The organism is Rhodoglobus sp., from assembly GCF_053580035.1.
The window spans coordinates 117,361-142,500 of record NZ_JBMDVL010000004.1 but is presented as its reverse complement, the minus strand read 5'-3'; the positions used below and the strand labels follow the sequence as shown (position 1 = coordinate 142,500).

The 25,140-nt window shown below is 59.1% G+C and carries 26 protein-coding genes; 4 read left to right on the top strand and 22 right to left on the bottom strand.

Annotated elements, in window-relative coordinates:
- Positions 1 to 12 precede the first annotated feature (12 nt).
- Complete coding sequence (locus ACOH1Z_RS12945; RefSeq protein ID WP_449648912.1) at positions 13 to 975, top strand: ROK family protein; 963 nt, start codon at positions 13 to 15, stop codon at positions 973 to 975.
- Between the two features lie 4 nt (positions 976 to 979).
- Here ACOH1Z_RS12945 and ACOH1Z_RS12940 read toward each other — a convergent pair whose 3' ends face one another.
- Positions 980 to 2,227, bottom strand: coding sequence for an MFS transporter (locus tag ACOH1Z_RS12940; RefSeq protein WP_449648911.1), 1,248 nt, complete (start codon positions 2,225 to 2,227; stop codon positions 980 to 982).
- Between the two features lie 139 nt (positions 2,228 to 2,366).
- Here ACOH1Z_RS12940 and ACOH1Z_RS12935 point away from each other — a divergent pair, with 139 nt between their 5' ends.
- Complete coding sequence (locus ACOH1Z_RS12935) at positions 2,367 to 2,585, top strand: hypothetical protein (RefSeq protein WP_449648910.1); 219 nt, start codon at positions 2,367 to 2,369, stop codon at positions 2,583 to 2,585.
- A 9-nt stretch (positions 2,586 to 2,594) separates the two neighbouring features.
- Here ACOH1Z_RS12935 and ACOH1Z_RS12930 read toward each other — a convergent pair whose 3' ends face one another.
- From ACOH1Z_RS12930 to truB, 4 genes are read right to left on the bottom strand one after another with little or no spacing between them, the layout of a single operon-like run.
- A complete protein-coding gene (locus ACOH1Z_RS12930) occupies positions 2,595 to 3,551 on the bottom strand; it encodes a bifunctional riboflavin kinase/FAD synthetase (RefSeq protein ID WP_449648909.1) in 957 nt (318 codons plus the stop codon).
- Between the two features lies 1 nt (position 3,552).
- Complete coding sequence (locus ACOH1Z_RS12925; RefSeq protein WP_449648908.1) at positions 3,553 to 3,966, bottom strand: hypothetical protein; 414 nt, start codon at positions 3,964 to 3,966, stop codon at positions 3,553 to 3,555.
- A gap of 24 nt (positions 3,967 to 3,990) precedes the next feature.
- A complete protein-coding gene (locus ACOH1Z_RS12920; RefSeq protein ID WP_449648907.1) occupies positions 3,991 to 4,359 on the bottom strand; it encodes a hypothetical protein in 369 nt (122 codons plus the stop codon).
- A complete protein-coding gene (gene truB, locus ACOH1Z_RS12915) occupies positions 4,352 to 5,287 on the bottom strand; it encodes a tRNA pseudouridine(55) synthase TruB (RefSeq protein WP_449648906.1) in 936 nt (311 codons plus the stop codon). The genes ACOH1Z_RS12920 and truB overlap by 8 nt, the downstream gene beginning before the upstream one ends.
- Before the next feature lie 136 nt (positions 5,288 to 5,423).
- Between truB and ACOH1Z_RS12910 the strand changes: the two genes are divergently transcribed.
- Together ACOH1Z_RS12910 and ACOH1Z_RS12905 are read left to right on the top strand one after the other, a co-directional pair.
- Entirely contained in the window at positions 5,424 to 6,431 is a 1,008-nt protein-coding gene (locus ACOH1Z_RS12910) for a ketopantoate reductase family protein (RefSeq protein ID WP_449648905.1), read from the top strand.
- On the top strand, positions 6,421 to 7,314 hold the full coding sequence (locus tag ACOH1Z_RS12905) for an iron-sulfur binding domain-containing protein (protein WP_449648904.1): 894 nt from the start codon (positions 6,421 to 6,423) through the stop codon (positions 7,312 to 7,314). Before ACOH1Z_RS12910 ends, ACOH1Z_RS12905 begins: the two co-directional genes overlap by 11 nt.
- Positions 7,315 to 7,331: 17 nt before the next feature.
- Here the strand turns inward: ACOH1Z_RS12905 and rbfA are convergent, their stop codons facing one another.
- From rbfA to ACOH1Z_RS12820, 17 genes are all read right to left on the bottom strand, one after another.
- The gene (gene rbfA, locus ACOH1Z_RS12900) at positions 7,332 to 7,832 is read right to left on the bottom strand and encodes a 30S ribosome-binding factor RbfA (protein ID WP_449648903.1); all 501 of its coding nucleotides are present in this window, start codon (positions 7,830 to 7,832) and stop codon (positions 7,332 to 7,334) included.
- Positions 7,833 to 7,958: 126 nt separating this feature from the next.
- Positions 7,959 to 10,748 (bottom strand): translation initiation factor IF-2, encoded by a 2,790-nt coding sequence (gene infB, locus ACOH1Z_RS12895; protein WP_449648902.1) that lies wholly within the window; start codon positions 10,746 to 10,748, stop codon positions 7,959 to 7,961.
- A gap of 90 nt (positions 10,749 to 10,838) precedes the next feature.
- Positions 10,839 to 11,129: a YlxR family protein gene (locus ACOH1Z_RS12890; RefSeq protein WP_449648901.1), complete on the bottom strand. Its 291-nt coding sequence runs from the start codon at positions 11,127 to 11,129 to the stop codon at positions 10,839 to 10,841.
- A gap of 127 nt (positions 11,130 to 11,256) precedes the next feature.
- Positions 11,257 to 12,258, bottom strand: coding sequence for a transcription termination factor NusA (gene nusA, locus ACOH1Z_RS12885; RefSeq protein WP_449648900.1), 1,002 nt, complete (start codon positions 12,256 to 12,258; stop codon positions 11,257 to 11,259).
- A 74-nt stretch (positions 12,259 to 12,332) separates the two neighbouring features.
- Positions 12,333 to 14,114: a proline--tRNA ligase gene (locus ACOH1Z_RS12880; protein ID WP_449648899.1), complete on the bottom strand. Its 1,782-nt coding sequence runs from the start codon at positions 14,112 to 14,114 to the stop codon at positions 12,333 to 12,335.
- 18 nt (positions 14,115 to 14,132) lie between these two features.
- On the bottom strand, positions 14,133 to 15,281 hold the full coding sequence (gene ispG / locus ACOH1Z_RS12875) for a flavodoxin-dependent (E)-4-hydroxy-3-methylbut-2-enyl-diphosphate synthase (RefSeq protein WP_449648898.1): 1,149 nt from the start codon (positions 15,279 to 15,281) through the stop codon (positions 14,133 to 14,135).
- 40 nt (positions 15,282 to 15,321) lie between these two features.
- Entirely contained in the window at positions 15,322 to 16,380 is a 1,059-nt protein-coding gene (locus ACOH1Z_RS12870; RefSeq protein ID WP_449648897.1) for an alpha/beta fold hydrolase, read from the bottom strand.
- Between the two features lie 52 nt (positions 16,381 to 16,432).
- Positions 16,433 to 17,077 (bottom strand): CoA transferase subunit B, encoded by a 645-nt coding sequence (locus tag ACOH1Z_RS12865; RefSeq protein WP_449648896.1) that lies wholly within the window; start codon positions 17,075 to 17,077, stop codon positions 16,433 to 16,435.
- Complete coding sequence (locus tag ACOH1Z_RS12860) at positions 17,077 to 17,853, bottom strand: CoA transferase subunit A (RefSeq protein WP_449648895.1); 777 nt, start codon at positions 17,851 to 17,853, stop codon at positions 17,077 to 17,079. The genes ACOH1Z_RS12865 and ACOH1Z_RS12860 overlap by 1 nt, the downstream gene beginning before the upstream one ends.
- The gene (locus tag ACOH1Z_RS12855) at positions 17,850 to 18,758 is read right to left on the bottom strand and encodes an alpha/beta fold hydrolase (protein WP_449648894.1); all 909 of its coding nucleotides are present in this window, start codon (positions 18,756 to 18,758) and stop codon (positions 17,850 to 17,852) included. The genes ACOH1Z_RS12860 and ACOH1Z_RS12855 overlap by 4 nt, the downstream gene beginning before the upstream one ends.
- Positions 18,755 to 19,501: a 3-hydroxybutyrate dehydrogenase gene (locus ACOH1Z_RS12850; protein ID WP_449648893.1), complete on the bottom strand. Its 747-nt coding sequence runs from the start codon at positions 19,499 to 19,501 to the stop codon at positions 18,755 to 18,757. Before ACOH1Z_RS12850 ends, ACOH1Z_RS12855 begins: the two co-directional genes overlap by 4 nt.
- The gene (locus ACOH1Z_RS12845) at positions 19,498 to 20,154 is read right to left on the bottom strand and encodes a TetR/AcrR family transcriptional regulator (RefSeq protein WP_449648892.1); all 657 of its coding nucleotides are present in this window, start codon (positions 20,152 to 20,154) and stop codon (positions 19,498 to 19,500) included. The genes ACOH1Z_RS12850 and ACOH1Z_RS12845 overlap by 4 nt, the downstream gene beginning before the upstream one ends.
- Entirely contained in the window at positions 20,151 to 21,713 is a 1,563-nt protein-coding gene (locus ACOH1Z_RS12840) for a class I adenylate-forming enzyme family protein (RefSeq protein ID WP_449648891.1), read from the bottom strand. Before ACOH1Z_RS12840 ends, ACOH1Z_RS12845 begins: the two co-directional genes overlap by 4 nt.
- Positions 21,710 to 22,789: a branched-chain amino acid ABC transporter permease gene (locus tag ACOH1Z_RS12835; RefSeq protein ID WP_449648890.1), complete on the bottom strand. Its 1,080-nt coding sequence runs from the start codon at positions 22,787 to 22,789 to the stop codon at positions 21,710 to 21,712. Before ACOH1Z_RS12835 ends, ACOH1Z_RS12840 begins: the two co-directional genes overlap by 4 nt.
- Positions 22,786 to 23,661 carry a branched-chain amino acid ABC transporter permease gene (locus ACOH1Z_RS12830; protein ID WP_449648889.1) on the bottom strand — a complete coding sequence of 292 codons (876 nt, stop codon included), beginning with the start codon at positions 23,659 to 23,661 and terminating at the stop codon, positions 22,786 to 22,788. The genes ACOH1Z_RS12835 and ACOH1Z_RS12830 overlap by 4 nt, the downstream gene beginning before the upstream one ends.
- Positions 23,658 to 24,383, bottom strand: a complete 726-nt coding sequence (locus ACOH1Z_RS12825; RefSeq protein ID WP_449648888.1) for an ABC transporter ATP-binding protein — start codon at positions 24,381 to 24,383, stop codon at positions 23,658 to 23,660. Before ACOH1Z_RS12825 ends, ACOH1Z_RS12830 begins: the two co-directional genes overlap by 4 nt.
- Positions 24,380 to 25,135 carry an ABC transporter ATP-binding protein gene (locus ACOH1Z_RS12820; protein ID WP_449648887.1) on the bottom strand — a complete coding sequence of 252 codons (756 nt, stop codon included), beginning with the start codon at positions 25,133 to 25,135 and terminating at the stop codon, positions 24,380 to 24,382. The genes ACOH1Z_RS12825 and ACOH1Z_RS12820 overlap by 4 nt, the downstream gene beginning before the upstream one ends.
- Positions 25,136 to 25,140 lie beyond the last annotated feature (5 nt).

Sequence of the window (25,140 nt, the reverse complement as noted above, 5' to 3'; positions counted from 1 at the left end):
AAGGTGGATGCCGTGACCACCACCACATCGAATCGTTATGCCCTCGCCATCGACATTGGCGGAACCAAAGTCGAGGCTGCCCTCGTAGACCCGAACGGTGTCGTTCTCGCGACGAGCCGCTTCCGAGCCCCCACGGGCCGCGCATCATCGAGCGAGCAACTCGCCGAGAGCGTGCGCACCGTCGTGCGACAGTCGAATGCCGCCCTCCCCGATGGCGCTGAACTTCTGGGCGCTGGCATCGGTAGCGCCGGGCCCATTTCGGTATCGCGCGGCGAAGTATCACCCCTCAACTTGCCGGCCTGGCGAGACTATGGCGTGCGCGCCCTCGTCGAAGCAGAGCTTCCCGGCATCTCCGTTGCGCTGCGTGGCGACGGAAACTGCATCGCTCTCGCTGAACACTGGATCGGCGCCGCTCAGGGAGTGAAGTACTTCATGGGAATGGTCGTCTCGACCGGTGTCGGTGGAGGACTCATCCTCGACAACCAGCTCATCGACGGCCCCACCGGCAACGGTGGCCACTTCGGTCACGTCGAAGTCGGCGGCGAGGACACCCTGTGTGGCTGCGGCGGCACCGGATGCGTAGAAGCTGTGGCTTCCGGGCCCAAGACTGTCGAATGGGCACAAGCTCACGGCTGGAACGGCAGCACGGGAGAAGAGCTCTCGGCTGATTACGCTGCCGGAGATGAGATCGCAATTCGCGCCGTTCGCCGCTCGGCACGCGCTGTCGGCCACGGAATCGCCTCGGCTACCGCTCTTGTCGACCTCGAACTCGTTGCGATCGGTGGCGGCTTCTCCCACGTCGCCGCCGACTACATTGACCTCGTCGCAGAAGCGATCACCGACCGCGCGCCGTTCCCGTTCATCACGAAGGTGCGCGTTGTGGCGTCAGGTCTCTCTAGCGACGGCCCGCTGATTGGCGCCGCCGCTCTCGTTCATCACCCCGAGCGACTCAGCAATTCCGCGCTGCAGAGCTAAAGGTCTAGTCCGCGAGTTCGCCAACGGGAATGCGTAACTCATCTTCGACGAATCGCGGCCGAGTCAGCCAGAATGCGCTGATGATGGCAAGCAAGCTAGTGGCGAGCAAGAACATCAGGGGCGCAACCCACCCACCAGAAAGCTCTCGAACTAGCGCGACAGCGAACGGGCCGAGCGCGCCGACGGTGTAGCCAACGCTCTGCACGAAACCGCTGAGAGCAGCCGAGGCGTCATGACTACGGGTGCGCAGGTTGATCAGCACAAGGCTGAGCGGGAACATGATGCTGCCAATTCCCACGAAAATAACCCACAGCCAGGTCGCAACAGTGGGAGCAAAGGCTAGCCCAAGGAAACCTGCGGCACCGGCCGCTACTCCGCCAAGCATGAGCAGACCGACGTTGGAGATTCGGCTGACCAGAATCGGGCTCACAATGCCCAGCGGAATCCCGATGAGCCCGAAGAGCGACAGCATTGCGCCAGCCTCTACAGGCGTCATTTCGGCGGACTCAATAAGGATTTCAGGAAGCCAAGCGAAGAACGAATAGAAGCTGATCGACGAGACAGCGAAGGCAATCGTGATGGCCCAGGCCGTTCTCGAACGCGCCATTGACCACACCGAAATACTGTCCGACGTCGGCAGGAGAGCTTCTTCACTCGCGACAGTGCGACGAGCATGACGTCCACGCGCCCACAACAGGAGCCACGGCACTAGCGCAGTAAGGGCCAGCAGAGCCCACACCGCCACCGATACACGCCATCCGGCAACCTCAGCCAACGGAGCAGCAAAGAATGCCGGGATCGCGGCACCCAGCGAGACGAGCATGACATAGCCGCCGGTAACCGTGCCCAAGCGATCAGGGAAGTACTTCTTTACGGCGGGAGGCAACAGGATATTTCCGATTCCCATTCCTCCGAGAGCGATGATGCTGCCAAGAGCAAGCATGACGAAGTCATCACTGACGGCGCGGATGCTCGAACCCAAAACCATCGCCATTGCCGCGATCAGCAAACTCGCATCAAGCCCGCGAGCACGAGCAAGTGCCGGTGCACCAAGGCCGGCAAGGGCGAACGCAACAGGGGGAAGCATTCCGAGCACTCCGAGACCCAAGCTCGAGAGCGGGATGTCGTTTTGAATTACCCCAAGAATCGGAGAAATTGCGGCGACAGCGGTGCGCACATTGAGGGCGATAAAGAGAATCCCCAGGAGGGCGAGAATGCGGCCTCTCCAGAGAGTGCGCGCGATAGTAGTCATTCGAACTACTCTACTTCCCGTTAACCCCTGTCTCTACGATGATGGGTCCAGTCGGCAACTCGTGCTGGCTGCACGCCAAGGAGATACTCATGGGAAACAGCGGATTCGACCACGGGGCATCGGAGATATTGTCGGCGGTTTGGTTCGGGGTAAAGGTCTCGATCTCAATGCACTCGAGCCAATCTGGGAAGGCATCCAGCCCACGCTCCAGGGCCTCGATACCGACACGATCCTCGACACGATCGGCAACTGGGCGAAAGACCCCAATCTGCCCCTCATCGGCGATGTGCCCGATGACATTGTCGAGAACCTCAAGAATGTCGTTAAGGTCCCCCTCAACAAGCTCATCAAGGGCTAGCCTCAGCAACTACTTCTTGGGCGTCGCTTTCGCGGGGACGCCCAAGATGGTTCTCACGGTGTCTTCATCGCGGCCCATCTCCTCGACGAGAGAATCAATCGACGAGAACTTCACCATCCCGCGAATGAACTCAACAAACTCAATCTCGACTCGCTTGCCATAGATATCGAAGTCCTGATCGAGCGCATGGGCTTCAACCTGCTTCGCCGCCACGCCCTCAAACGTCGGATTGTTGCCGATCGATACAGCCGCCGCGAAACGTGTGCCGTCGACTATGAGCCAGGCCGCATAGACGCCATCCGCCGGAATAAAGCCTTCGGGCAATCGCTCAAGATTTGCTGTCGGATAACCCAACTCGCGACCGCGCTGCTGACCGAGCACAACGACACCTCGCACCGAATGCAGCGCCGTCAGAATGCGACCAGCTTCAGCGACCCGGCCATCAGCAAGTAGCTCTCGCACAAAGGTCGACGAAAGACGACGACCTGCCTCGAGCTCGATGTCGTCGATGACGATGACCTCAAAACCGTGTTTCTTGCCCAGCGACCGCAGTAAATCGACGTCGCCAGCGCCGCGTGCACCAAAACGGAAATCTGCACCAACAAGAACGACGCGAGTCTGCAGAGCACCCGTCAGCACTGTCGTTACGAACTCTTCAGCGCTCACCTCGCTCAGCGCACGATCGAATTCCAGAACAAGAGTCGCGTCAACGCCAGTCGAACCAAGTCGTTCTAGCTTTTGCTCAAGGCTCACGAGCGGCAGTGGACACGCCTCGGGGTTCAACAAACTCATCGGATTACGATCGAAAGTCACCACAACAGAACGCAGGTCCCGCTCGGCGGCAATCTGCTGCAATCGCTCAAGAACCGCGCGATGGCCACCATGAACACCATCAAACTTGCCGATCGTTATAGCAACCGCACCAAAATCATCCGGAACAGCGTCGATCGATTCGAACAACTCCATGTCAGCGATTCTCCCGAGGTTTCTGCACCCGATACAGCCAGATGAGCCCAAGAACAGGAAGGATAAGCGGCACGAACCCGTAGCCAGCCCCGAATGACGACCACACCGTATCTGCGGGGAACAGAACAGCGTCTACGAGACTGAGCGTGCCAATGGTCAGTACACCGACGAGTTCGAAAACGATTGCCACCACGGCAACCCTGAACCAGAGCGCTCCGGAACGGACAAGAGCAATCGTCGCAACAATATAGACAAGTCCCGCGAGCGCAGACAGAAGATACGCGACAGGCGCGTCATCGAACTTCGTTGCGATCTGAAAAAGCGACCGCGCGGTGGCCCCCAACGCCATAACGGCATAGACGGCGATAAGCACGCGGCCAAAACCGGTGGCGGTGGAAGAATTCTGGCTAGTCATCGCTTCAACTTTAGGCGCTCTGGGCTAGGCCAATTGCACAAACCAGATTTGGCTCATCCGGTAGACCATCACAGCGATTGAGAGGCACGCGACCCCCAACACAACGCTGCTCCAACGATTGCGTTCGATCAGTCCCCACATCACTGCAGCCGGCGGGATCAGGATGGCGGAGACCAGATAGATCCAGAACTCTAAGCCACTGCCCGTTGCCACATTTCCGAACGCTGGGGCGACAATCGCCATCACGAGCTGCACGGCCAAGAGCGCTTCAACGAGAAGCGTGGCACCCAGCGTGTAGTCGTTGGGCTTCACTCCCGCGAAACCAGCGACTATTGCCGCGGTGCCGGCAAGCACCGCCACGATCACTTGCACCCACACAAACCATTCAACCATCGTGCGGGGAACCTTCCTGGGGAACTGCTACGGCATCCGCCGGAAAATTCGACAGGATGCGGGTGCGGCCATTGACGACTTCTGCAAGACCGACGAGCCGGCCCCCAGAGTTCACAACAGCGAGCGGGCCGGAGCCAACGGGCCCAAGCGGAATCTGCTGGCCCCGCGAGAGTTCGAACGCTTCTTCATCACTGATCTTGACAGTCTCAAAAAGTGTGCCAGCAACCTGAGCGGGAGCAACGAGCTGCTGTTCGAGATCATCCGAGAGCGTGCTCGCCATCTCGACAGCGAATGGCCCCACTTTGGTGCGTCTCAATACAGTGAGATGACCGCCTACTCCCAGCACCTCACCAACATCGCGCGCTAGCGCTCGGATGTAGGTTCCCGAGGTGCAGTCGACTCGAACCTTCACATCAATGAACTCGTCACGCACGATCTCGAGCACCTCGAAAGCGGATACCGTCACTGCGCGTTCTGCCAACACAACCTCTTCGCCGGAACGAGCAAGCGTGTAGGCACGTCGACCGCCAACTTTGATCGCGCTGACCGAGCTGGGCCGCTGCATGATGGGGCCCGTGAATTGCGCGACCGCTTCGCCAATAGCGTCATCGCTGATCGCGGCAAGTACTGCAGCATCCGCGGGCGCTGAAAGCTCGCCATCGGCATCATCAGTATTCGACGAAGCGCCAAGCCGAATCGTTGCCGTGTACTGCTTATCGAGGCCAACCAAGTAGGTCAGAAGCCGAGTGGCATTATTCGCGCCGAGCACGAGAAGACCCGTGGCCATGGGATCTAGAGTGCCGGCGTGGCCAATCTTGCGTGTTCCCACGGATGCCCGAGCTCTGGCGACAACGCCGTGACTCGTTATTCCTTGAGGCTTGTCGATGAATAGGATTCCGCTCGTCGGATTGCGCGGTGGTTTAGCCATGACCGCACCTCCCGAACCCAGCGGCCCCGGATGGGCAGCGCAACAACATTAGCCAATTCTCTCGCATCGCACACGCGTATCGACACCGCCGGTCAAGTCCCAGCCGTTCGCGCGGTCAAGCGCTTAGACTTCGACCATGCGAATTGGCATCATTGGGGCGGGTGCCGTCGGCGGCGCAATTGCGGCTTTGCTTGCGCGCGCCGGCCATGATGTCGAAGTGACAGCGCGCGGGGCGCACCTCCACTCCATTCGCCAATCTGGCATCGCGCTCACTGGCGCGTGGGGCGAAAGCACCGCCAGACTTCGCGCGGCAGCGACCCTCACGCGCGTCAACGAGCTTGTTGTCGTGGCGACAAAGGCCCACGACGCTGAGCAAGCACTTCGCGACAACATCAAATATTTGCGCAACGTTCCCGTCGTCGTTTTTCAGAACGGACTCGATTCGCTCGAGGCCGCACAGCACGCCTCGCCTCGCTCCGACATTATTGGAGGCCTCGCGACTTTCGCTTCGTCGTTCCTCTCCCCTGGCAAGATCCATGTCACCGCCGCTGGCCCCAGCTACGTCGGTGTCGCTGGAGACAACGATGTTCCTGCTCGCTATGCCGCCCACACCCTCAATGACGTCATGCCGACCTTCGTTGTGCCCAACTTTCGCGGTGCACAGTGGACAAAACTCGTCATCAATCAGGTCAACGCGCTGCCCGCGATTAGCGGCCGTAGCGTGCAAGCCGTCGTTTCACACCGAGGCCTACGACGCATAATGACAGCAAGCATGCGCGAAACAGTGCGCGTTGGGCTGGCCGATCACATCCACTTCGAAACACTCCAGGGGCTCACCCATCGCCAATTGCGCACGTTCGCTCGAACACCGCTGCTGCTCGGCGAGCTACTCCCCCGGCTCATGGCACGGCGCATGGGCCGCACCCCCAACCCTGGCTCGACCCTTCAGAGCATTCGACGGGGCCAACCAAGCGAAGTGGACGCGCTGAACGGCGCCGTTGTGCGCACCGCAGCCGCCAACAACAGCAGCGCTCCCGTAAACGCCCTTATGGTCGAGCTCGTACACGCGGTAGAAGAACGCGGCACCTTCTTCAGCCCCGATGACATCGCCGCCCGCTATGCGGCTCTCACGAGTGGCAACTGAGAATTCGGCCGCAGATCTCGTCATACTTTCGCGGCTGATTCGAGAATGGTTCGTCGAGAACGGTCGTGAATTGCCGTGGCGCCAGGATGGCTACGGCGCCTGGGGCATCTTGGTCAGCGAAATCATGCTGCAACAAACCCCGGTCATCCGAGTCATACCGCGACTCGAGCAATGGCTCGAACGGTGGCCGACACCGGCTGCACTCGCCTCAGCGCCTCCCGGCGATGCCGTACGGGCGTGGGAACGGCTTGGGTACCCCCGACGTGCGCTCAACCTCCACGCCGCGGCCACAGCAATTACTGAGCACCACGGCGGAATTGTGCCGGAGGATGTGCCAACGCTCATGGCTCTTCCCGGCATAGGTGACTACACCGCTCGCGCTGTCGCCGCCTTCGCCTACGGTCACCGGCATCCGGTCGTCGACACCAATGTTCGGCGAGTAATTGCGCGAGCAGTGCGCGGTCAGGGCGAAGCGGGGCCGCCGTCAACGAAACGTGACCTTGCAGCGATGGAAGAACTGCTGCCAGCCGAACGCGATGCGGCTCGCGCAACTAACGCTGCGGTCATGGAACTTGGTGCCATCGTCTGCACCGCGAGAAAGCCGCTGTGTGACGAGTGCCCGATTAGGGAGCACTGCCAGTGGCGTGCCGCGGGCTACCCACTGTATGAGGGAAAACGGCAAGCCACCCAGAAACGGTTCGAGGGATCCGACCGCCAAGTGCGGGGCCTAATCCTCGCCGAATTGCGCGCAAGCGATGTACCGGTGACGGCAGAAGAAATTGCCCAAGTGTGGCCAGAAAGTGTCCAACGAGATCGAGCCATCGCTGGGCTCCTCGCGGACGGCCTCGCCGTGAAAGTAGGCTCCGACTACGAGTTGCCGTAGTCGAATGCTCTGATGCTCTAGTCGTCTTTGCTGACGTAAACGGCGTCGTCATCGTCATCGTCGTCGTCGAAGCCAGCAGCTTCTTCATCGGCGGCGATATCGCGCGGTTTGACGTAAGGGTCTTCGTCGCCGGCGTAGGTAGCGTTCTGCTTGAGCGAACCGATCGATGCGTCACGCTGATGGGCCTCGGTGAGGAGGGAATCGATCAGTGCGGCGTTCTCGGGAATTCCATCGGGAATGAACTCAATCGACGGGGTGAGCCGTGCGGTGAGATTCTTCCCAACTTCGCGACGAACAAGGCCGGTAGCGGATTTGAGGGCGGCGGCGCTGTCGAGGCGCTCCTCATCTGTTCCGTAGACGGTGAAGAAGATTGAGGCGTGCTGCAAGTCACCGGTGACACGAACGTCAGTGATTGTGACAAATCCGAGTCGCGGATCTCTGATGCCACGCTCTAGCGTCTTCGCAACGATTACTTTGATGCGGTCGGCCATTTTTGCCGCACGAGCTGCGTCAACCATCTCTACTCCTTCTATAACTTTTGCTGCCTCAAGATTAACTGAGGCGTTGACGGCAACCTGAGCAGGAAGCTCGCGGAGCCTGCGTAGCTCCGCTTCCTGCTCAGGTTGCCGTCATAAGCCAACGAGTTAGACTCGCGGCTTTTCCTTCATTTCAATTGTCTCGATCTCGTCACCGATTTGGATGTCGTTGAACTTGCCAAGTCCGATACCGGCTTCATAGTCGGTGCGAACTTCAGTGACGTCATCCTTGAAGCGACGCAGCGAGTCGATTGCGAGGTTGTCGCCAACGACGACACCTTCGCGGATAACTCGTGCTTTGGCGTTTCGCGTGATCGTTCCCGAGCGCACGATGACACCGGCGATGTTTCCGACCTTGGAGGAACGGAAGATCTCGCGGATCTCGGCAACACCAGACTGAACTTCTTCGAATTCTGGCTTGAGCATGCCCTTGAGCGAGTTCTCGACGTCTTCGAGTGCTGCGTAGATGACCGAGTAGAAACGAACGTCGACACCTTCGCGAGCGGCACGTTCCCGTGCCTTCGGGTCGGGGCGAACGTTGAATCCAATGATGATTGCGTTGTCGACGGTAGCGAGGTTGATGTCGCTCTCGGTAACAGCACCAACACCGCGGTGGATGATGCGCAGCTGAACCGAGTCATCAACATCAATCTTGAGGAGCGACTCTTCGAGGGCTTCAACAGCACCCGATACGTCACCCTTGATGATGAGGTTGAGCGATTCGACCTTGCCATCTTCGAGGGCCTTCGTGAAGTCCTCGAGGCTGATGCGCTTGCGGCTACGAGCGAGCATTGCATTGCGCTCTGCTGCTTCACGCTTTTCGGCGATCTGACGAGCCATGCGGTCATCGTCGGTAACCAAGAACACGTCGCCGGCCTTGGGTACTGAGGTCAAACCGAGCACAGCAACCGGACGCGACGGCTCAGCCTTGAGGACAGAGTCGCCGTTCTCGTCGAACATTGCACGAACGCGACCGTAAGCGGTTCCGGCAACGATGGGGTCTCCGACCGAAAGCGTTCCCGACTGGATGAGCACGGTAGCAACAGCACCGCGACCCTTGTCGAGCTTGGCTTCAATCGCAACACCACGAGCATCCTTGTTGGGGTTTGCGCGCAGGTCGAGCCCAGCATCCGCTGTCAGGAGCACAGCGTCAAGAAGCTCGGTGATACCGATCTTGTTGAGCGCCGAGACGTCCATGAACATCGTGTCTCCACCGTACTCTTCGGCCACGAGGCCGAATTCGGTGAGCTGCTGGCGTACCTTGGCCGGGTTTGCACCCTCTTTGTCGATCTTGTTGATTGCGACAACGATCGGAACATTTGCTGCCTGAGCGTGGTTGAGGGCTTCAACCGTCTGGGGCATGATTCCGTCATCTGCAGCAACCACGAGGATCGCAACGTCGGTGACCTGAGCACCACGAGCACGCATGGCGGTGAACGCCTCGTGACCCGGGGTGTCAATGAAGGTAATCGGACGCTCGAGGCCGTCGTGCTCTTTGACAACCTGGTAGGCACCAATGTGCTGCGTGATGCCTCCGGCTTCGCCAGCGACAACGTTGGCGTTACGGATAGCGTCAAGCAACTTGGTCTTACCGTGGTCGACGTGACCCATAACGGTGACAACGGGAGGGCGAATTACGAGTTCGTCTTCCGACTCGTCTTCAAGTTCTTGATCGAGGTCCATGTCGAAGCCGAGCAGCAGTTCGCGATCTTCTTCTTCTGGCGAGACCATTTCGATCTTGAAGCCGAGCTCTTCGCCCAAGATGTCGAACGTTGCCTCGTCGAGAGACTCCGTTGCCGTTGCCATCTGTCCCAAGTGGAACAGTACGGTAACGAGGTTTCCGGGGCTTGTGTCGATCTTGTCGGCAAAGTCGGTGATCGATGCGCCACGGCGAAGGCGAATTACTTCCTTGCCGTTTCCGCGGGGGACGCTAACGCCACCAAGCGAAGGAGCTTCTCTCAGTTCGAACTCTGCCCGCTTCGCCCGCTTCGACTTGCGTGCCTTGCTCTTGCCGCCACCGCGACCGAAAGCACCAGCAGTGCCGCCACCTGGACCGCGACCACGACCGCCGCCTGGCGGACGGTTGGGGCCAAAGTTATTGGGTGCGCCGCCTGGACGAGCACCGGCTCCAGCACCAGCGCCACCGGGACGCTGACCGCCACCGGCACCTGGGCCACCTGGACGCTGACCGAAGCCACCTGGGCGTGCGCTCTGGCCAGGGCCGCCTGGGCGCGGAGCGCCTGGACGAACTGAGCCGGGGCGAGCAGTGCCTGGGCGAGGTGCACCCGGACGAGGAAGTCCGGGGCGAGGTGCGCCTGGGCGAGGAATTGAGCTGTTGCCGCCGCTTGCAGCGGGACGCCCCATTCCCTGGTTAGAGGCAAAGGGGTTGTTTCCCGGACGAGGTGTACCCGGACGAGGAACAGAGGATGGGCTCGGAGTCGCAGCGGCGTTGCCCTCTGGCTTCGCTCCAGACTCAGCGGATGCTTTCTCGGCAGCCAAAGCCTTTTCGGCAGCGAGTGCCTGAGCTTGACGCTCGGCGACAGTCAACGGTGCGGGGGCCGCGCCCTCTTCTGATTCGTGAGTCGGCTCGGGCGCTAGCGTAGGAGCCGGGGCTTCTACAACAACCTCTGCCGGGGTCGGAGCACTAGGCACCGGGGTCTTGGGTTTTGGCGCAGCTTTCGGCGCGGCCTTGGGAGCAGCCTTGGGCTTCTCTGGCTCTGCCGGTGCTTTCGCAGCGTCTGCTTCTAGAGCAGCTTTTAGCCGTCGTGCGACGGGTGGTTCAATGCTTGACGAAGGGCCTTTAACGAATTCGCCCATTTCTTTGAGCTTCGCTAGTGCAGCCTTGCTATCGACGCCTGCTTCGGCGGCAACTTCGTGTACGCGTGGTTTGGAAGCCACATTTCTCCTGTCTGGGTCTGCTCCCAGACAGGGGCAGACCGCTAATTACGGACGGAACTCATTTCGAGCCGCTCATTAGTTGTCCATAGGTCAATCAGCCTGTTCGTTAGGGGACATCGGTTGATGTCCCGTCTCATATTCAGCTAACACTGAAAGAAGTGTTCCGGTATCTAGTGGCAACTTCACCTTCAATGCACGCTCAAAAGCCCTGCGTTTGACTGCAGACTCTAAACACGTGGATGTGGGGTGGAGCCACGCACCGCGACCCGGACGTGTGGCCGAATGGTCGGCCACAACCGCACCGTGAGATGCGATAACCCTCAGTAACGAGGATCTGCTGCCGCTTGCGCGACAGCCAATACACGTTCTTACTGCATCCATGATACCCCTACTCTCCAATCCCGCACTCCCCCGCGCCCAGTATCGGCACGTCAGCAGCGCTGGGGAGCGACACACAACCGCGGTCAGCCCTAACTCACGGGGAGCAGAGCCTGCCGCAGTCGTATGACTACTCGTCGTCGAGAATCGAGTCTGGCTGGATGTCGATGCGGGCGCCGGTCAGTTTTGCTGCCAGGCGCGCATTTTGTCCTTCTTTTCCGATTGCCAGTGAAAGCTGGTAATCGGGAACGAGGGCACGAACAGCTTTGGTTGCTTCGTCGATGACAAACGAGCTGGACACCTTGGCAGGTGAAAGCGCGTTTGCGACGAAAACAGCAAGATTCTCCGAGTAGTCGACAATGTCGATCTTTTCGTTGTTGAGTTCTGCTGTGACCGCGCGAACACGCTGTCCAAGCTCGCCGATGCATGATCCCTTGGCGTTGATTCCCGTTTCAGTCGCGCGCACGGCCATCTTGGTGCGGTGACCGGCTTCGCGAGCCACTGACGTGATCTCGACGAGTCCGCTTGCAATCTCGGGGACTTCAAGGGCAAAAAGCTTGCGTACGAGCGAAGGATGCGTGCGGCTGACCGTAATCTGGGGGCCCTTATCGCCCTTGTTCACTGCGGTGACATAGACACGAAGTCGTGAACCGTGCTTGTACTCTTCGCTCGGAACCTGCTCTTCTGGAGGCATAATCGCCTCGACGGTTCCCAGATCAATGTGGATCATTCGAGGGTTAGGACCCTGTTGAATGACGCCGGCAACAATGTCGCCTTCACGACCTTTGAATTCGCCGAGAACTTTGTCGTCACCGATGTCGCGAAGCCGTTGGTTAATAACCTGCTTCGCTGCGAACGCGGCAATACGACCAAAATCGCTCGGGCTGTCTTCAGCCTCACCGATGATTGCGCCTTCGTCGTCGTATTCAGGAACCCACACACTGACGTGGCCAGTCTTGCGGTCAAGTACGACGCGAGCAGTCGGCGCAAGTTCTGCGGCCTTACCTTCGGGAGCCTCAACGTGCTTGAGGTAGGCACTCATGATTGCCTGCTCAATGATCTGCACTAGCTCTTCGAACGGTATCTCTCGCTCGCGCTCCATCATGCGCAGCACGCTCAAGTCGATATCCATTGAGGGCCTCCGATATTCATTTAGGGGTGATAAACCGGAGCCTCACTGGCTCCGAATAGGCTAGTTTAGCCGCCTTAGGCGAGCAGCGCCGCACCAACCTCGTCGATGCTCGTGCTGGTGCGCTCGTTTGTCGTACGATCCCAGACTTCGACCATTCCGTTGGCAGCATCACGACCGACAATGACGATCTTGGGCACACCGAGCAGCTCAGCGTCGCCAAACTTTACGCCGGGCGAAACTTTGAGGCGGTCGTCGAAGAGCACGTCGAGTCCGGCGCTTTCGAGCGAAGACACCAAGTTCTCAGCGGTCTCGAAAATGAGCGGGTCTTTTCCTGCCGCCACGATATGAACGTCGAAAGGGCTGATGTTTTTCGGCCAGAGCAAGCCCTTGCCGTCGTTGGTGGTCTCAGCGATGGCAGCCATGAGGCGAGTAACCCCGATGCCGTAAGAGCCCATCGTGACGGTCACAAGCTTGCCGTTCTCATCGAGCACCTTGAGTCCGAGAACCTCGGCATATTTGCGGCCGAGCTGGAAGACGTGCCCAATCTCCATTCCGCGAGCGGTTTCGATGGGTCCGCTGCCGTCAGGAGCCGGGTCACCGGCGCGGACATCGGAAATCTCTACAGTGCCGTCGGCAATGAAATCACGACCGGCAACAAGACCGAGAACGTGCTTCTCGTGGATGTTCGCCCCGGTGATCCACTGAGTTCCATCAACGACACGGGGATCGAGCATGAAACGGACACCGGTTGCCGACTTCTCACCGATAACGGCACCCTCGGGTGACCACGGGCCGATGTAACCCTTGACAAAGCCGGGGTTGCCCTCGAGCTTGGCAAGGGTGGCGAAATCTTCTGGAGTTGCCGCTTCGACCTCAGCAGGCGCGAAGGCAACCTCAGCGCGCTTGAGATCAACATCGCGGTCGCCTGGCAGCCCAACAACAACAAGCTCGCGGGATCCATCGAGCGAGCTGAGCGCCAAGACAACGTTCTTGAGCGTGTCTCCCGCAGTCCACTGGCGGTCAGCGCGAGGCTGCTGCTCGTTCGCTAGAGCGACAAGCGTGTCGATCGTTGGTGTGTTTGGCGAATCAAAAATGAGCGGTTTAGGAAGCCCATCAATGGGAAGCGACTCTGGGACTGTTGTGCGGTACGCCTCAACGTTCGCGGCATAGCCTCCAGCAGAGCGAACAAACGTGTCTTCGCCGATAGGGGTTGGATGCAAGAACTCTTCGCTCTTCGAGCCACCCATGGCTCCAGCATCCGCAGCAACCACGACGTACTCAAGGCCCAAGCGAGCGAAGATTCGCTCGTAGGCGTCACGGTGCTGCTGATACGAAACGTCGAGGCCAGCATCCGTGTAATCGAAAGAGTAGCTGTCTTTCATCGAGAACTCGCGACCACGCAATAGGCCCGCGCGAGGGCGTGCTTCGTCACGGTACTTGTCCTGGATTTGGTACAGCGCCAGCGGAAGATCCTTGTAGCTCGAGTACAGGTCTTTCACGAGCAGCGTGAAGACCTCTTCGTGCGTTGGCGCCAAAAGATAGTCAGCCCCGCGGCGGTCCTGAAGACGAAAAATACCGTCACCATACTCAGCCCAACGACCAGTCAACTCATAGGGCTCGCGCGGCAGCAACGCCGGAAAGTGCACCTCTTGCGCGCCAAACGATTCAAGCTCATCGCGGATGATCGCCTCGATATTGCGGCGAACCTTGAGACCAAGTGGCAACCACGCAAAGACACCAGGAGCCTGACGACGGATGTAACCGGCACGCACCAAAAGGCGGTGACTGGCTACCTCAGCATCGACGGGGTCTTCGCGGAGCGTGCGGACAAAGAGTTGAGAAAGACGTGTAGACACGTCTCAATGTTAGTGGCGCTACGGTGTCAGTACTTGCGGGGTACCGATCTCACCGGCAGGCATTTCTGCTGCGATGCGATTGGCCTCTTCGATGAGAGTCGCAACGATCTCTGATTCGGGCACAGTCTTGATGACTTCACCCTTCACAAAGATCTGGCCCTTGCCATTACCGCTGGCAACACCGAGGTCAGCTTCGCGAGCCTCACCCGGTCCATTCACGACACAACCCATGACAGCAACGCGCAACGGAACCGTCATGCCCTCGAGGCCCTCGGTGACATCGTTTGCCAACTTATAGACGTCGACCTGAGCGCGACCGCAGCTGGGGCACGAGACGATTTCAAGCTTGCGCTCGCGAAGGTTGAGCGACTGCAGGATTTGCAGTCCAACCTTTACCTCTTGAGCTGGTGGTGCCGAGAGGGACACCCGAATGGTGTCGCCAATGCCTTCGGAAAGCAAGATGCCGAACGCGGTAGCGCTCTTGATCGTTCCTTGAAATTCGGGGCCAGCTTCGGTGACGCCCAAGTGCAGCGGCCAGTCACCGCGCTCAGCGAGCAGGCGGTAAGCCTTAACCATGACGATGGGGTCGTTGTGCTTGACCGAAATCTTGAAGTCGTGGAAGTCGTGCTCTTCGAAGAGCCCAGCTTCCCAGACGGCACTCTCAACGAGCGCCTCTGCGGTTGCCTTGCCGTACTTCTGCAGAATGCTCGGCTCAAGCGAACCGGCATTCACACCGATCCGCAGGCTTACGCCAGCATCTTTCGCTGCCTTGGCGATCTCGCCAACTTTGTCGTCGAACTTGCGGATATTTCCGGGATTGACACGAACAGCGCCCACTCCGGCATCGATCGCTGAAAAGACATAGCGCGGTTGAAAGTGGATGTCGGCGATAACCGGAATTTGGCTCTTCTTCGCGATGATGTGCAAGACATCTGCATCATCCTGATGAGGAACAGCGACGCGAACAATGTCGCAACCGGAGGCGGTAAGTTCGGCGATCTGCTGAAGAGTTCCGTCGATGTTCGTGGTCTGCGTCGTCGTCATAGACTGCACGCTGACTTGCGACTCGCTGCCGATTCCTACAGAACCGACCTTAATCTGCCTGGTCTTGCGACGAGGAGCGAGGACTTCGGGAACTTTCGGCATTCCAAGATTGATTGCTGGCACGATTCCAGTCTAGAGCCGACTCCTGAACAACACCGGAACGCTAGTTCGCGGCGAGGTGCGCGCCGAGGGCTTCAACGAACTCCTTGGGGTGTTCAAGGTGAGCCGAATGGCCGCAGTTTTCCCACGCCAACTCGGTGTATTCGCCGCCATTGGCGACGTAGCGATCGAAAACAGCGCGAGTTTGTTCGATCATTGGCTGCGGCGGAGCGATGTCCGCCCCCGGCCAACCAGGAATGACACCGAGTTGGCCCAAGAAGTTGAGATCAAATCCCGAAGCATCCGAAACAATCGCGTCACCGAGACCGCGAACCCACAGAATGGGCGGTTTGCTCGCCAATTCGGTGATTCCACTGACATTGAAGTGGTCTGGCGTCATCGTATTGAGCACTCCGCGACCGCCGGGACCGAATCCGGGCCACGCCTCAATAACGACAGAATCGCCAGGGTAATTGTCTTCGCCTGTCGCCGTCGTGAGCATCGACTCAACCCACAGATCTTCATGCTCAGCGTGCACTTCGGGGTTCGCAACGTATGCCGTGCGGAAAACCATGCGAGCGGATGCCGGAGAGTCGACACCCGTATTACCCGCCTGGAGCTGGGCGATAAAGTCGGGGTTCGCTCCCCCGCCACCGGTGCCAGGGCACTCCGGGGCGAGAATCTCGCCGGTGGGGCCCTTGGTTCCGCCAAAGCCATAGGGCGACACTGGGGAGACAAACGTTGCTGTTGCCACACGCTCAGCGTGGTCGATCATGAACTGCATGACGACGCCGCCACCCATGCTCCACCCGACAAAGTTTGCGCGCTCTACACCGAGAGAATCCAGCACTGCTGCGATGTCGTCAGAGAAATCGCGAACGCCACGGGTGGCATCCACTGGCAATGTCTCGCTGTCTCCAAAACCGCGAAGATCGATGGCGAGCGCACGAACATTCGGGTCGAGTCCGAGCATTGTTGGTTGCCAGAACAGTGACGATGACACGTTGCCGTGAACAAAAACGACGGTCGAGCTCGCCGGATCTGCTGGCCTTTCCAGCACTGACGCGACAAGGCGCGGGGTCGTAATGCTGTGCTGAATGATGCCGTCGAGAAGAGTAGCCATGGGGTGTCCTTTAGTCGGTGAAACTGCTGGAAATGCGGGTGTCCACAGAAACCTAGTGAGCGATGAGGTCGACCGTGAGTTCAGGCTCGGTAGCGGCCCGCACGGTGGCTTCGTCGACTCCGGGAGCGAGCTCGCGCAGCACGAGACCCGTTGGAGTGATATCGATCACGGCAAGATCCGTGATGATGCGGTGAACAACACCTCGGCCGGTGAGCGGTAGCGAGCACTCATTCACGATCTTGGGAGTTCCGTCTTTCGCGACGTGTTCCATGAGCACGATCACTCGTGCAGCACCGTGCACAAGATCCATCGCGCCGCCTGGGCCCTTCACCATCTTTCCGGGAATCATCCAATTGGCCAGATCTCCGGCAACAGATACTTGCATTGCACCCAAAATGGCGGCATCGATCTTGCCACCGCGGATCATGCCAAAGCTCATAGCAGAGTCAAAGAAGGCTGTGCCGGGAAGCGTGGTGACGGTTTCCTTTCCTGCGTTGATCAGGTCAGGGTCGACGTTTTCCTCCGTCGGGTACGGTCCAACACCGAGGATGCCGTTCTCCGACTGCAACACAACAGTGCGCCCCTCGGGAACATAGTTCGGCACGAGCGTCGGAAGGCCGATGCCCAGATTCACATAGGAACCGTCAGCAAGTTCGAGCGCCGCCCGCGCGGCCATTTCTTCACGAGTCAAAGCCATTACGCAACCACCTTCTGCACTGTGCGACGTTCAATACGCTTCTCGACATCGGAACCAACCTCAATGACCCGCGTGACATACACACCGGGCAAGTGCACGGCATCCGGTTCGATTTCACCAGGTTCAACTAGCTCTTCAACCTGAGCGATACAGATGCGGCCAGCCATTGCCGCGAGCGGCGAGAAGTTGCGGGCCGACTTGGCGAACACAAGGTTGCCGTGACGGTCCCCTTTAAGGGCATGTACGAGTGAAAAGTCAGTCGTGATCGATTCTTCGAGAACGAACTCTTTTGACGTTCCGTCCACATCGAATGAGCGAACCTCCTTCGGAGGCGAGGCGATCGCAATGCCACCGGCACCGTCATAGCGCCGCGGAAGACCACCCTCAGCGACCTGAGTACCCACGCCCGTCTGGGTGAAGAACGCCGCCACTCCGGAACCACCGGAGCGTAGCTTCTCGGCGAGCGTGCCCTGTGGAGTCAGCTCAACTTCAAGCTCACCCGTCAAAAACTGGCGCTCAAACTCCTTGTTCTCACCAACATACGACGACGTCATTTTCCGGATGCGACGGGCCGCCAGTAGCACGCCAAGCCCCCAGTCATCCACACCACAGTTGTTGCTCACAATGCTGAGGTCATCAGAGCCCAACTCCAATAACGCCTCAATCAACACCATTGGGTTGCCACAGAGACCGAAGCCGCCAACGGCAAGAGATGCCCCACTCGGAATATCCGCGACTGCCTCCGCCGCCGACCCCACTGTCTTATCGATACTCACGCTCGAACCTCCCGCGGTTGACTCGCCAATAGTTCACCCATGACGTCCGCAACACAATCTGCGCCGCGCTGCGTCAAAGTAATTGTGTAGTGGTTGACATCGTGCGCCTCATGAAAAATCACCTGAGGAAGCTCTCTGTGCCACTGCTCACACTGTTCCGGAGAATACAACGCGGGCACCTGATTGAGAAGCCCTCGAGGTGCACGGATGAAATGAACCGGCACCCTAATTGCCCGAAGCGCACCCAAATATTCCGCATCGCCGCTCAACTGCAACGCATCATAAGTGACCGCCTCAATATTGCTTGCCGGATGCAACGCTGGCTCAGTACCAACCAAGTCGTAGTCAACATAGTCACGCACCGCTTGAGTGAAATTACCCTCAAATGCCGGATGCTGAGCCCAAAAATCTTGATAGCTGGCACGATCCGGGAACGTCATCGACAGTCGCTCCGCCGCCGGCCCCAAAATCACTTGAGGAAGTTCCTCCATCGTCGTGCCCTTCGGAGCCGGAATCGGCAGACCACCATCAATGAGAACCAACCCGGTCACGCGCTCCGGGTAGAGCGCCGAAAGGCTTGCAGCGACAAAACCACCCATCGAATGAGCAACAACGAGCGCCGATTGCGTCTCTGTCGCAGCCAACAGCGCGTTCATGTCAGCGGCGTGCTGCGGCATCCCGAACGGAGCAGGAAGGCCACGGCTCGCACCGCGCCCCCGCAGGTCGGGAGCGATAACGCGATACTCAGGAAAAGCTGCGGCAATCAGAGGCCATGACATATGGGATGCCGTGATGCCGTGGATCGCCAGGATGGTGCCCTTCGGTGGCTCGGCTGGCTCCCAGATGGCTGCCGTGAGTTCGCCGCCATCGACGAGACACGTGATAGTTCGATAGTGCTGAGTCATCGTGCGCTCCAGCCGCCATCCATTGTGTACGAGGCGCCCGTCACCATTCCGGCGGTGTCACCAGCAAGCCACAGCACGAGGTCGGCAACTTCGGACGGCTCAAGCAAACGCTTAATGGCACTCTCAGTGAGCATGACCTTTTCGACAACCTCAGATTCGGGAATGCCGTGAACCTTTGCCTGATCAGCGATCTGCTTCTCGACGAGCGGAGTGCGAACGTAACCGGGGTTGACGCAGTTGCTTGTCACCCCGTGCTCGCCGCCCTCCAGCGCCGTGACCTTCGAAAAGCCTTCAAGGGCATGCTTGGCGGCAACATACGCTGACTTGTATGGCGATGCCCGCAAACCATGAACCGAGCTGATGTTGATGATGCGACCGAATTCGCGCTCATACATGCGCGGCAGTGCGGCCCGCACAAGCAAGAACGGTGCCTCAATCATGAGATCGAGAATGCGGCTAAACATCGCCGGCTCGAAACTCTCGATCGGGCTCACGTGTTGGATACCGGCATTGTTTACGAGAATGTCGATGTCGAGTGAGAGGTCCGCAAGAGCCGCGGTGTCGGTGAGGTCGACCTGCCAGGCCTCCCCACCCACGAGCGTCGCCTGAGCGGTGGCAGCATCACCGTTGAGATCGGCAACAATCACGTGAGCTCCGGCCTTGGCCAGCGCGACAGTACAGGAGGCACCAATTCCACTTGCGCCACCCGTAACGAGGGCCCTTCGGCCCGTCAGATCAGTCATTTCTCGACTCCTTCACTGCGCGGCTCTGGCACTGCCAGACCTCGGCGGATAAACGTGATCATTTGATCGAGAACTTCATCGGGAACCCGCGATGTTCCACTTGCGGTCGGATCGGCGTCATGGCCCGCCGACGGGGAGTCTCCCCACAAGACCCACCGCATCCCAATCATTTCGCCGATGCCCATCAGCGCCCAGGCTGCAACGGTCGGATCAACGTCACCGATTTCCCCGAGCAACTGTGCTTCTTTGAGACCTTCGATATAGCCATCGACGATGCGCGAATAGTGCAATCGCAGCGACTTGGGCGAAACAAATTCAGCCTCGCGCACCACGCGGTACAGCGCGGGGTGTTCCGCCGTGAATTCGAAGAACGCCCGAAAGCCGGCGCGCTCTGATTCAATGCGATTGGATGCTGTGCCCGATGCTTCACTCATCGCCCGACGAACACGCCGATTCAGATCCTCCACGAGCTCTTCGAAAATCTCGAGCTTGCTCGAAAAGTACAAATAGAACGTGCCCTGACCTACGCCGGCCTCTTCTGTGATGCGCACGACAGAAGCATCCGTGTAGCCATAACGGGCAAAGATTGTCTCGGCAGCCTCGATCAGTTTCGTCTTGGTGCGGGTGCCGCGAGCGGTAAGTGGTGTGCTCATGAACTGATCCGTCCTGATTGTGCCGACTGTTCTGTCCATTGGCTAAGAAGTACACGACGTCGAACTTTGTCGCTGGATGACCGGGGAATCGACTCCACGAATAGCACTCGTTTCGGCACTTTGAACTTGGCGAGAGAAGCGAGGGCAAAATCGAGAACGTCAGTTTCATCGGTCGATTCACCAGAGCGAACGACGACCCAGGCGACGGCAACTTCGCCCCACTGCTCGTCTGGCACTCCGACAACGGCGACGTCAGCAATAGCTGGATGCCCGAACAGCACACCCTCAATTTCTGCAGGAGCTACCGACTCTCCCCCGGTGATAAAAATGTCCTTGATTCGATCGAGAACGCGGTAGTAACCTTCCGCATCCCGATCCACCAGGTCTCCCGTGGCCAGCCACCCTTCGCGAAGAGCGAGTGCCGTCGCTTCTGGGGCGCGAAAGTAGCCAGTGAAGACACCCGGGCCATGAACCAGCAGCTCTCCCTGCCCGGCGCCAGTGATTCGTTCTCCCGTGACGGGGTCGGCGATATCGACGTCAACATGCGGATACGGTTTGCCCGCTGATCCGATGCGAACGCGCGCTTCCTCATCGGGAAGGCACAGCACATTGGGGGCAGCTTCGGTGAGGCCATAGCCCTGCGTAAGCGCTACACCCCGACCGTGCCACACCCTCAGCAACGGTTCGGGCATAGGAGCACCACCAACAATGGCGTGCGCCAGACTCGACAAATCACTCGACGCGAATCGTGGATGCTGCGACAAAATTAGGTAGTTCGCTGGCACGCCCATCATCGTCGTAATGCGCCGATCAGCAATAAGTTGAAGCACGCGTGCGGGGTCAAAAGTGCGCTCAAGAACCACTGTTGCCCCCATCCACCACGCCAAGAGTGGCTGAATGTTCCACCCGCCAACGTGATACTGAGGCATTACCGCGAGCACCGTGTCAGCGCTCGTGATCTCGGCAGTACGAGAGAGTGACAGGTTCGTCCAAAAGCAATTGGAATGACTGAGGATGGCGCCCTTAGCTTGCTCGAGGGTGCCCGAGGTAAACACGATGAGGAGAGCGTCCTCGTCTCGGACGGGTCGTCGCACCGGCAGTGCCGCATCCTGGCGCAACGGGGCAACAATGTCTCGTTCGATACCGTGGGTGCCCAAAATGCTACGGGCAATGGGGGCCCGAAGGCGATCTGTGGCGAGTGAAGCCAGGGTCGAAAATTCGTCTTCGACGAGCAACAGTGCGGGATCTGCTTGCTCCAGTTGCTGAGCGATCTCTCGCGGAGAGAGGCGCCACGACAGTGGCACAAGTACGAGCCCTGCCTTTGCACACGCAAAGAACACCACAACGTGGTCTGAGCTGTTGCCGGTAATCGTCGCAATTCGATCGCCAACACCGTAGCCGCCATCGAGGAAAGCGGCGGCGAGGGCTGTGGCCCGATCATCCAACTGCCGGTAAGTCAGCACCACACCACGGTCATCAACAGCTACGCGCTCTGGCGTAGCGATGGCGCGATCGGCCGTCCACCGCCCTAGCGTGTGTAGCCCATCAGGCTGACTCATTCCGCCTCCTCAAGCTGCTTGCGAGCAGCCGGCGTCGAACGAGTGCCTGTTCCTAGGCGCCGCACTGCACCGGCAATTCCTCCGGGAAGGAACAACACCACAAGGATAAACAGCGTGCCCAAGATAAAGAGCGGTTCTGACAGAGGAATACGCAAAACTGCGGGAAGTCCGGCAATTGCGTCGGAACCTGCGAGCGCCGTCAGTCTCTGATCGAGCAAGGTGTAGATGATTCCGCCGACGATGGCACCCCATCGCGAACCGACACCTCCGAGCACCACAATCACCAGAATCGTGAGCGTGAAGTCTGCGGATGTTGCTCGAGGAGTCGTTCCGCTCTGAAGCAGCAAGTGCACCATTCCCACGAGCGATGCCAAAACCGACGCGATGACGAACGCCATGAGTTTGACGCCGAACGGGCGTAATCCGAGCACTCGCACTCTCAACTCGTTTTCGCGCGTTGCCGTCACCGCGTGACCGGCTCGAGAATTTTCGAACCACGCCACGACGACAAAAACGATGACCAGCAGCGCGAGCGCAAGCCAGTAAAGGTTTCGTGTATTGATCACACCAACGAAAAAGTCGGGGATGTGCTCGGTGTCGAGCCGCAGCCCCTCCTCGCCGCCAGTGACGGAAGGATTACGTCGCACGAGTACGTTTCCTGCCTGCGCAAAAGCCAAAGTGACCATCGCGAAGGAGATTCCAGTAACTCGTAAGCTCAGCGAGCCGAGTAAATAGGCGGCCGCGATGACAATCGCCAGAGTGAGGCCGAGCGCCGGGATCAGGGTGAGCTCAGTTTGCTGCAACACAATGCCAAGTCCGTAAGCACCGAGGGCAAAGTAGAGCGCATGGCCAAAGGACAGCATGCCCGCCGTGCCAAACAGCAAATGGTAGCTCAGAGCAAGCGAAGCAAAGAGTAGCGCGAGGGCGAGCAACTGAAGCGTACCCGGCGTGTAGGTGGCCCCTGGCAGTACGCCGGGGATAGAGATGTTCAGCAGCGGCAGCAGGGCGGCGAACACCACAAACGCTCCCCCGAGCATCCACCACGTGCGCTGGCTGAGGTTCGTTAGCGACTTCATGCCTTCTTCCCCAAAATTCCGGTTGGGCGAACCAACAGCACGACAGCGAGCAACAGAACAACCATGAGGTCGCCAGTTCCGCCCAAGAAATAGTTAGCAAACTGCTGCAGGATGGCGACAGCCACCGACGCAATCGCCGCGCCAGCGAGCGAACCCAAACCACCAATCACGGTGACGATGAAAGCAAAGATCAGCAGTGATCCGCCCAGCTGCGGTGAAACGTAACCGAAGTAGTGCGAGGCGAGCACCCCACCGAGACCAGCTGCTGCCCCTCCAATCGCAAAGACAACGGTGAAAGCTTTACGCACGTCGATCCCCAACGCGGTCACCATCGAACGATTTTCGACACCAGCCCGAATGACAAGCCCAAACCGCGTGTACCTCAAGAATGCAACAATGCCGAGCAGTACGAGCACCGCAGCCCCGATGAGCAAGAAGCGATCATTCGGAACGCGCGCCCCCAATATCTCTGTCGTTTGCGACAACCATGGTGGTGCAGTGACGTAGATGGGATCAGTACCCCAAATTCCCTCAAAAAGTGCAACCGTCGCCAGAGCCAATCCCACGGTGACAAGCACTTGCTCAATGTGCCGGTTGTACAACCGCCGGATCAGCAAAAACTCAGTTGCCGCAGCGACGGTAGCGCCAACGACCATGCCGAGCAGCAACGAAGCAATTAGCGTGCCCCAGCTCTCTCCGCCCAGACGCCGCGCCAGTTCCCAACCGGCAAAAGCGCCGAGAGTGAGAAATGAACCGTGCGCGAAATTCAGCACTCCCATGAGGCCGTAGATCAGCGAGAGACCGGATGCCACCAAGAAATACAGGGCACCAAGCCCCAGACCGGTAATCAACAGGAGAATTATGGTGCTCATGCGACTCCCAGCAATTCTTTTGTTAGGGCTTCATCGCCCAAGAGTTCTTCGGCGCTGCCGTCGTAAACAACGCGGCCACCTTCAAGCACGATGGCCTTCTCTGCGAGCATCCGCACAACCTGAAGATTCTGTTCAACGAGCAGAACGGGAACAGACTGCGCTGCCCGTTCCAGAGCCCGAGCGACATCCATCACAATCAACGGCGCTAGCCCCTTAGTCGGTTCATCAACCAACAGCACGCGGTTGTCGTTAACGAGTGCACGAGCAAGCGAGACCATTTGTTGCTGACCACCAGACAGGGTTCCCGCAAGTTGGCCAGCCCGCTGAGTGAGATCAGGAAAAAGCTCGGCGATCAGTTCACGATTTGGTGAAGAGTCACGCTCAGCGAGGCGCAAGTTTTCGGCAACCGTGAGAGACGCAAACACTTCGCGATCCTCCGGAACATAGCCAACACCGCGCTGCACAATTCGATGGGTAGGTTCGCGGTCGACCCGCTCCCCCGCCAAAGTCACTTCCCCAGAACGTTCGATTAGCCCCATGATCGCGCGCAAAGTGCTCGTCTTGCCAACACCATTGCGCCCCAAGAGTGCCGTCACACCAACGGGGAGCATCTCGAAACTCACCGCTTCAACAACCTGCTGACCCTCGATGCTTGCGCTGAGATCAGCAACCGTCAAAATCGAATCTGTGATCGTCGGCGTCGTGCCGGTCGACTCGGTCATAGTGGTGCCCCCAAATAAGCTTTCTGCACCGCTTCGTCTGCCATCACGGCATCCGGGGTGTCACACGCGAGCAACTGACCATGGTGCATAACCGCAACACGGTCAACCAAGCCGAGCACGACATCCATGTGGTGTTCAACCATCAACACTGTGCGTCCAGACTGATGAACCTGGCGGATGACGTCGCTGAGTCCAGCAACATCTCCAGAGGCGACCCCTGCCATCGGCTCGTCGAGCAAGATCACGCTCGGGTCAGTAGCGAGCAGCATGGCGATCTCAAGCTTGCGCTTGTCACCGTGGGAGAGAACTCCTGCCAGCGTCTCACTGTGATGACCCAAACCGACCTCGTCGAGCCCCGCTCGAGCAATCGTCGATGCGGCATCGGTTGGCCTGGGAAAGCGGAGCACCGAAGTAGCACCACCCAGCTTGACTTGAGCTGCCAGCCTCACGTTCTCCACAGCGCTCAACGCCGGAAAGAGACTGGAGGTCTGAAAGGTTCTGCCGAGCCCAGCCCGGGCTCGCGCATCAATGGTCTGATTCGTGACATCGCGCCCCTCAAGACTGACGGTTCCCGTCGTGGGAGTCATCACTCCAGAGATGAGGTTGAATAGCGTGGTTTTTCCGGCCCCGTTAGGGCCGATCACGCCGAGCATCTCGCCCTTCGCTACCGACAGTGACACGTCATCGATGATGACGGCACCGCCAATCGTGAGAGCTAGATGCTCGACCGTGAGCACGGGCTGGTTCGACATAGCTT

What these genes read in the sequence shown, in the direction of transcription:
- ACOH1Z_RS12850 (WP_449648893.1), bottom strand. Translation starts at nt 19,501, where the DNA reads ATGACTGATCTGACGGGCCGAAGGGCCCTCGTTACGGGTGGCGCAAGT.
- ACOH1Z_RS12930 (WP_449648909.1), bottom strand. Translation starts at nt 3,551, where the DNA reads ATGGAGTTGTTCGAATCGATCGACGCTGTTCCGGATGATTTTGGTGCG.
- ACOH1Z_RS12865 (WP_449648896.1), bottom strand. Translation starts at nt 17,077, where the DNA reads ATGGCTTTGACTCGTGAAGAAATGGCCGCGCGGGCGGCGCTCGAACTT.
- ACOH1Z_RS12910 (WP_449648905.1), top strand. Translation starts at nt 5,424, where the DNA reads ATGCGAATTGGCATCATTGGGGCGGGTGCCGTCGGCGGCGCAATTGCG.
- ACOH1Z_RS12925 (WP_449648908.1), bottom strand. Translation starts at nt 3,966, where the DNA reads ATGACTAGCCAGAATTCTTCCACCGCCACCGGTTTTGGCCGCGTGCTT.
- ACOH1Z_RS12920 (WP_449648907.1), bottom strand. Translation starts at nt 4,359, where the DNA reads ATGGTTGAATGGTTTGTGTGGGTGCAAGTGATCGTGGCGGTGCTTGCC.
- rbfA (WP_449648903.1), bottom strand. Translation starts at nt 7,832, where the DNA reads ATGGTTGACGCAGCTCGTGCGGCAAAAATGGCCGACCGCATCAAAGTA.
- ACOH1Z_RS12830 (WP_449648889.1), bottom strand. Translation starts at nt 23,661, where the DNA reads ATGAGCACCATAATTCTCCTGTTGATTACCGGTCTGGGGCTTGGTGCC.
- ACOH1Z_RS12940 (WP_449648911.1), bottom strand. Translation starts at nt 2,227, where the DNA reads ATGACTACTATCGCGCGCACTCTCTGGAGAGGCCGCATTCTCGCCCTC.
- nusA (WP_449648900.1), bottom strand. Translation starts at nt 12,258, where the DNA reads ATGGATATCGACTTGAGCGTGCTGCGCATGATGGAGCGCGAGCGAGAG.
- ACOH1Z_RS12825 (WP_449648888.1), bottom strand. Translation starts at nt 24,383, where the DNA reads ATGACCGAGTCGACCGGCACGACGCCGACGATCACAGATTCGATTTTG.
- ACOH1Z_RS12840 (WP_449648891.1), bottom strand. Translation starts at nt 21,713, where the DNA reads ATGAGTCAGCCTGATGGGCTACACACGCTAGGGCGGTGGACGGCCGAT.
- ACOH1Z_RS12855 (WP_449648894.1), bottom strand. Translation starts at nt 18,758, where the DNA reads ATGACTCAGCACTATCGAACTATCACGTGTCTCGTCGATGGCGGCGAA.
- truB (WP_449648906.1), bottom strand. Translation starts at nt 5,287, where the DNA reads ATGGCTAAACCACCGCGCAATCCGACGAGCGGAATCCTATTCATCGAC.
- ACOH1Z_RS12890 (WP_449648901.1), bottom strand. Translation starts at nt 11,129, where the DNA reads ATGGATGCAGTAAGAACGTGTATTGGCTGTCGCGCAAGCGGCAGCAGA.
- ACOH1Z_RS12870 (WP_449648897.1), bottom strand. Translation starts at nt 16,380, where the DNA reads ATGGCTACTCTTCTCGACGGCATCATTCAGCACAGCATTACGACCCCG.
- ACOH1Z_RS12845 (WP_449648892.1), bottom strand. Translation starts at nt 20,154, where the DNA reads ATGAGCACACCACTTACCGCTCGCGGCACCCGCACCAAGACGAAACTG.
- ACOH1Z_RS12820 (WP_449648887.1), bottom strand. Translation starts at nt 25,135, where the DNA reads ATGTCGAACCAGCCCGTGCTCACGGTCGAGCATCTAGCTCTCACGATT.
- ACOH1Z_RS12835 (WP_449648890.1), bottom strand. Translation starts at nt 22,789, where the DNA reads ATGAAGTCGCTAACGAACCTCAGCCAGCGCACGTGGTGGATGCTCGGG.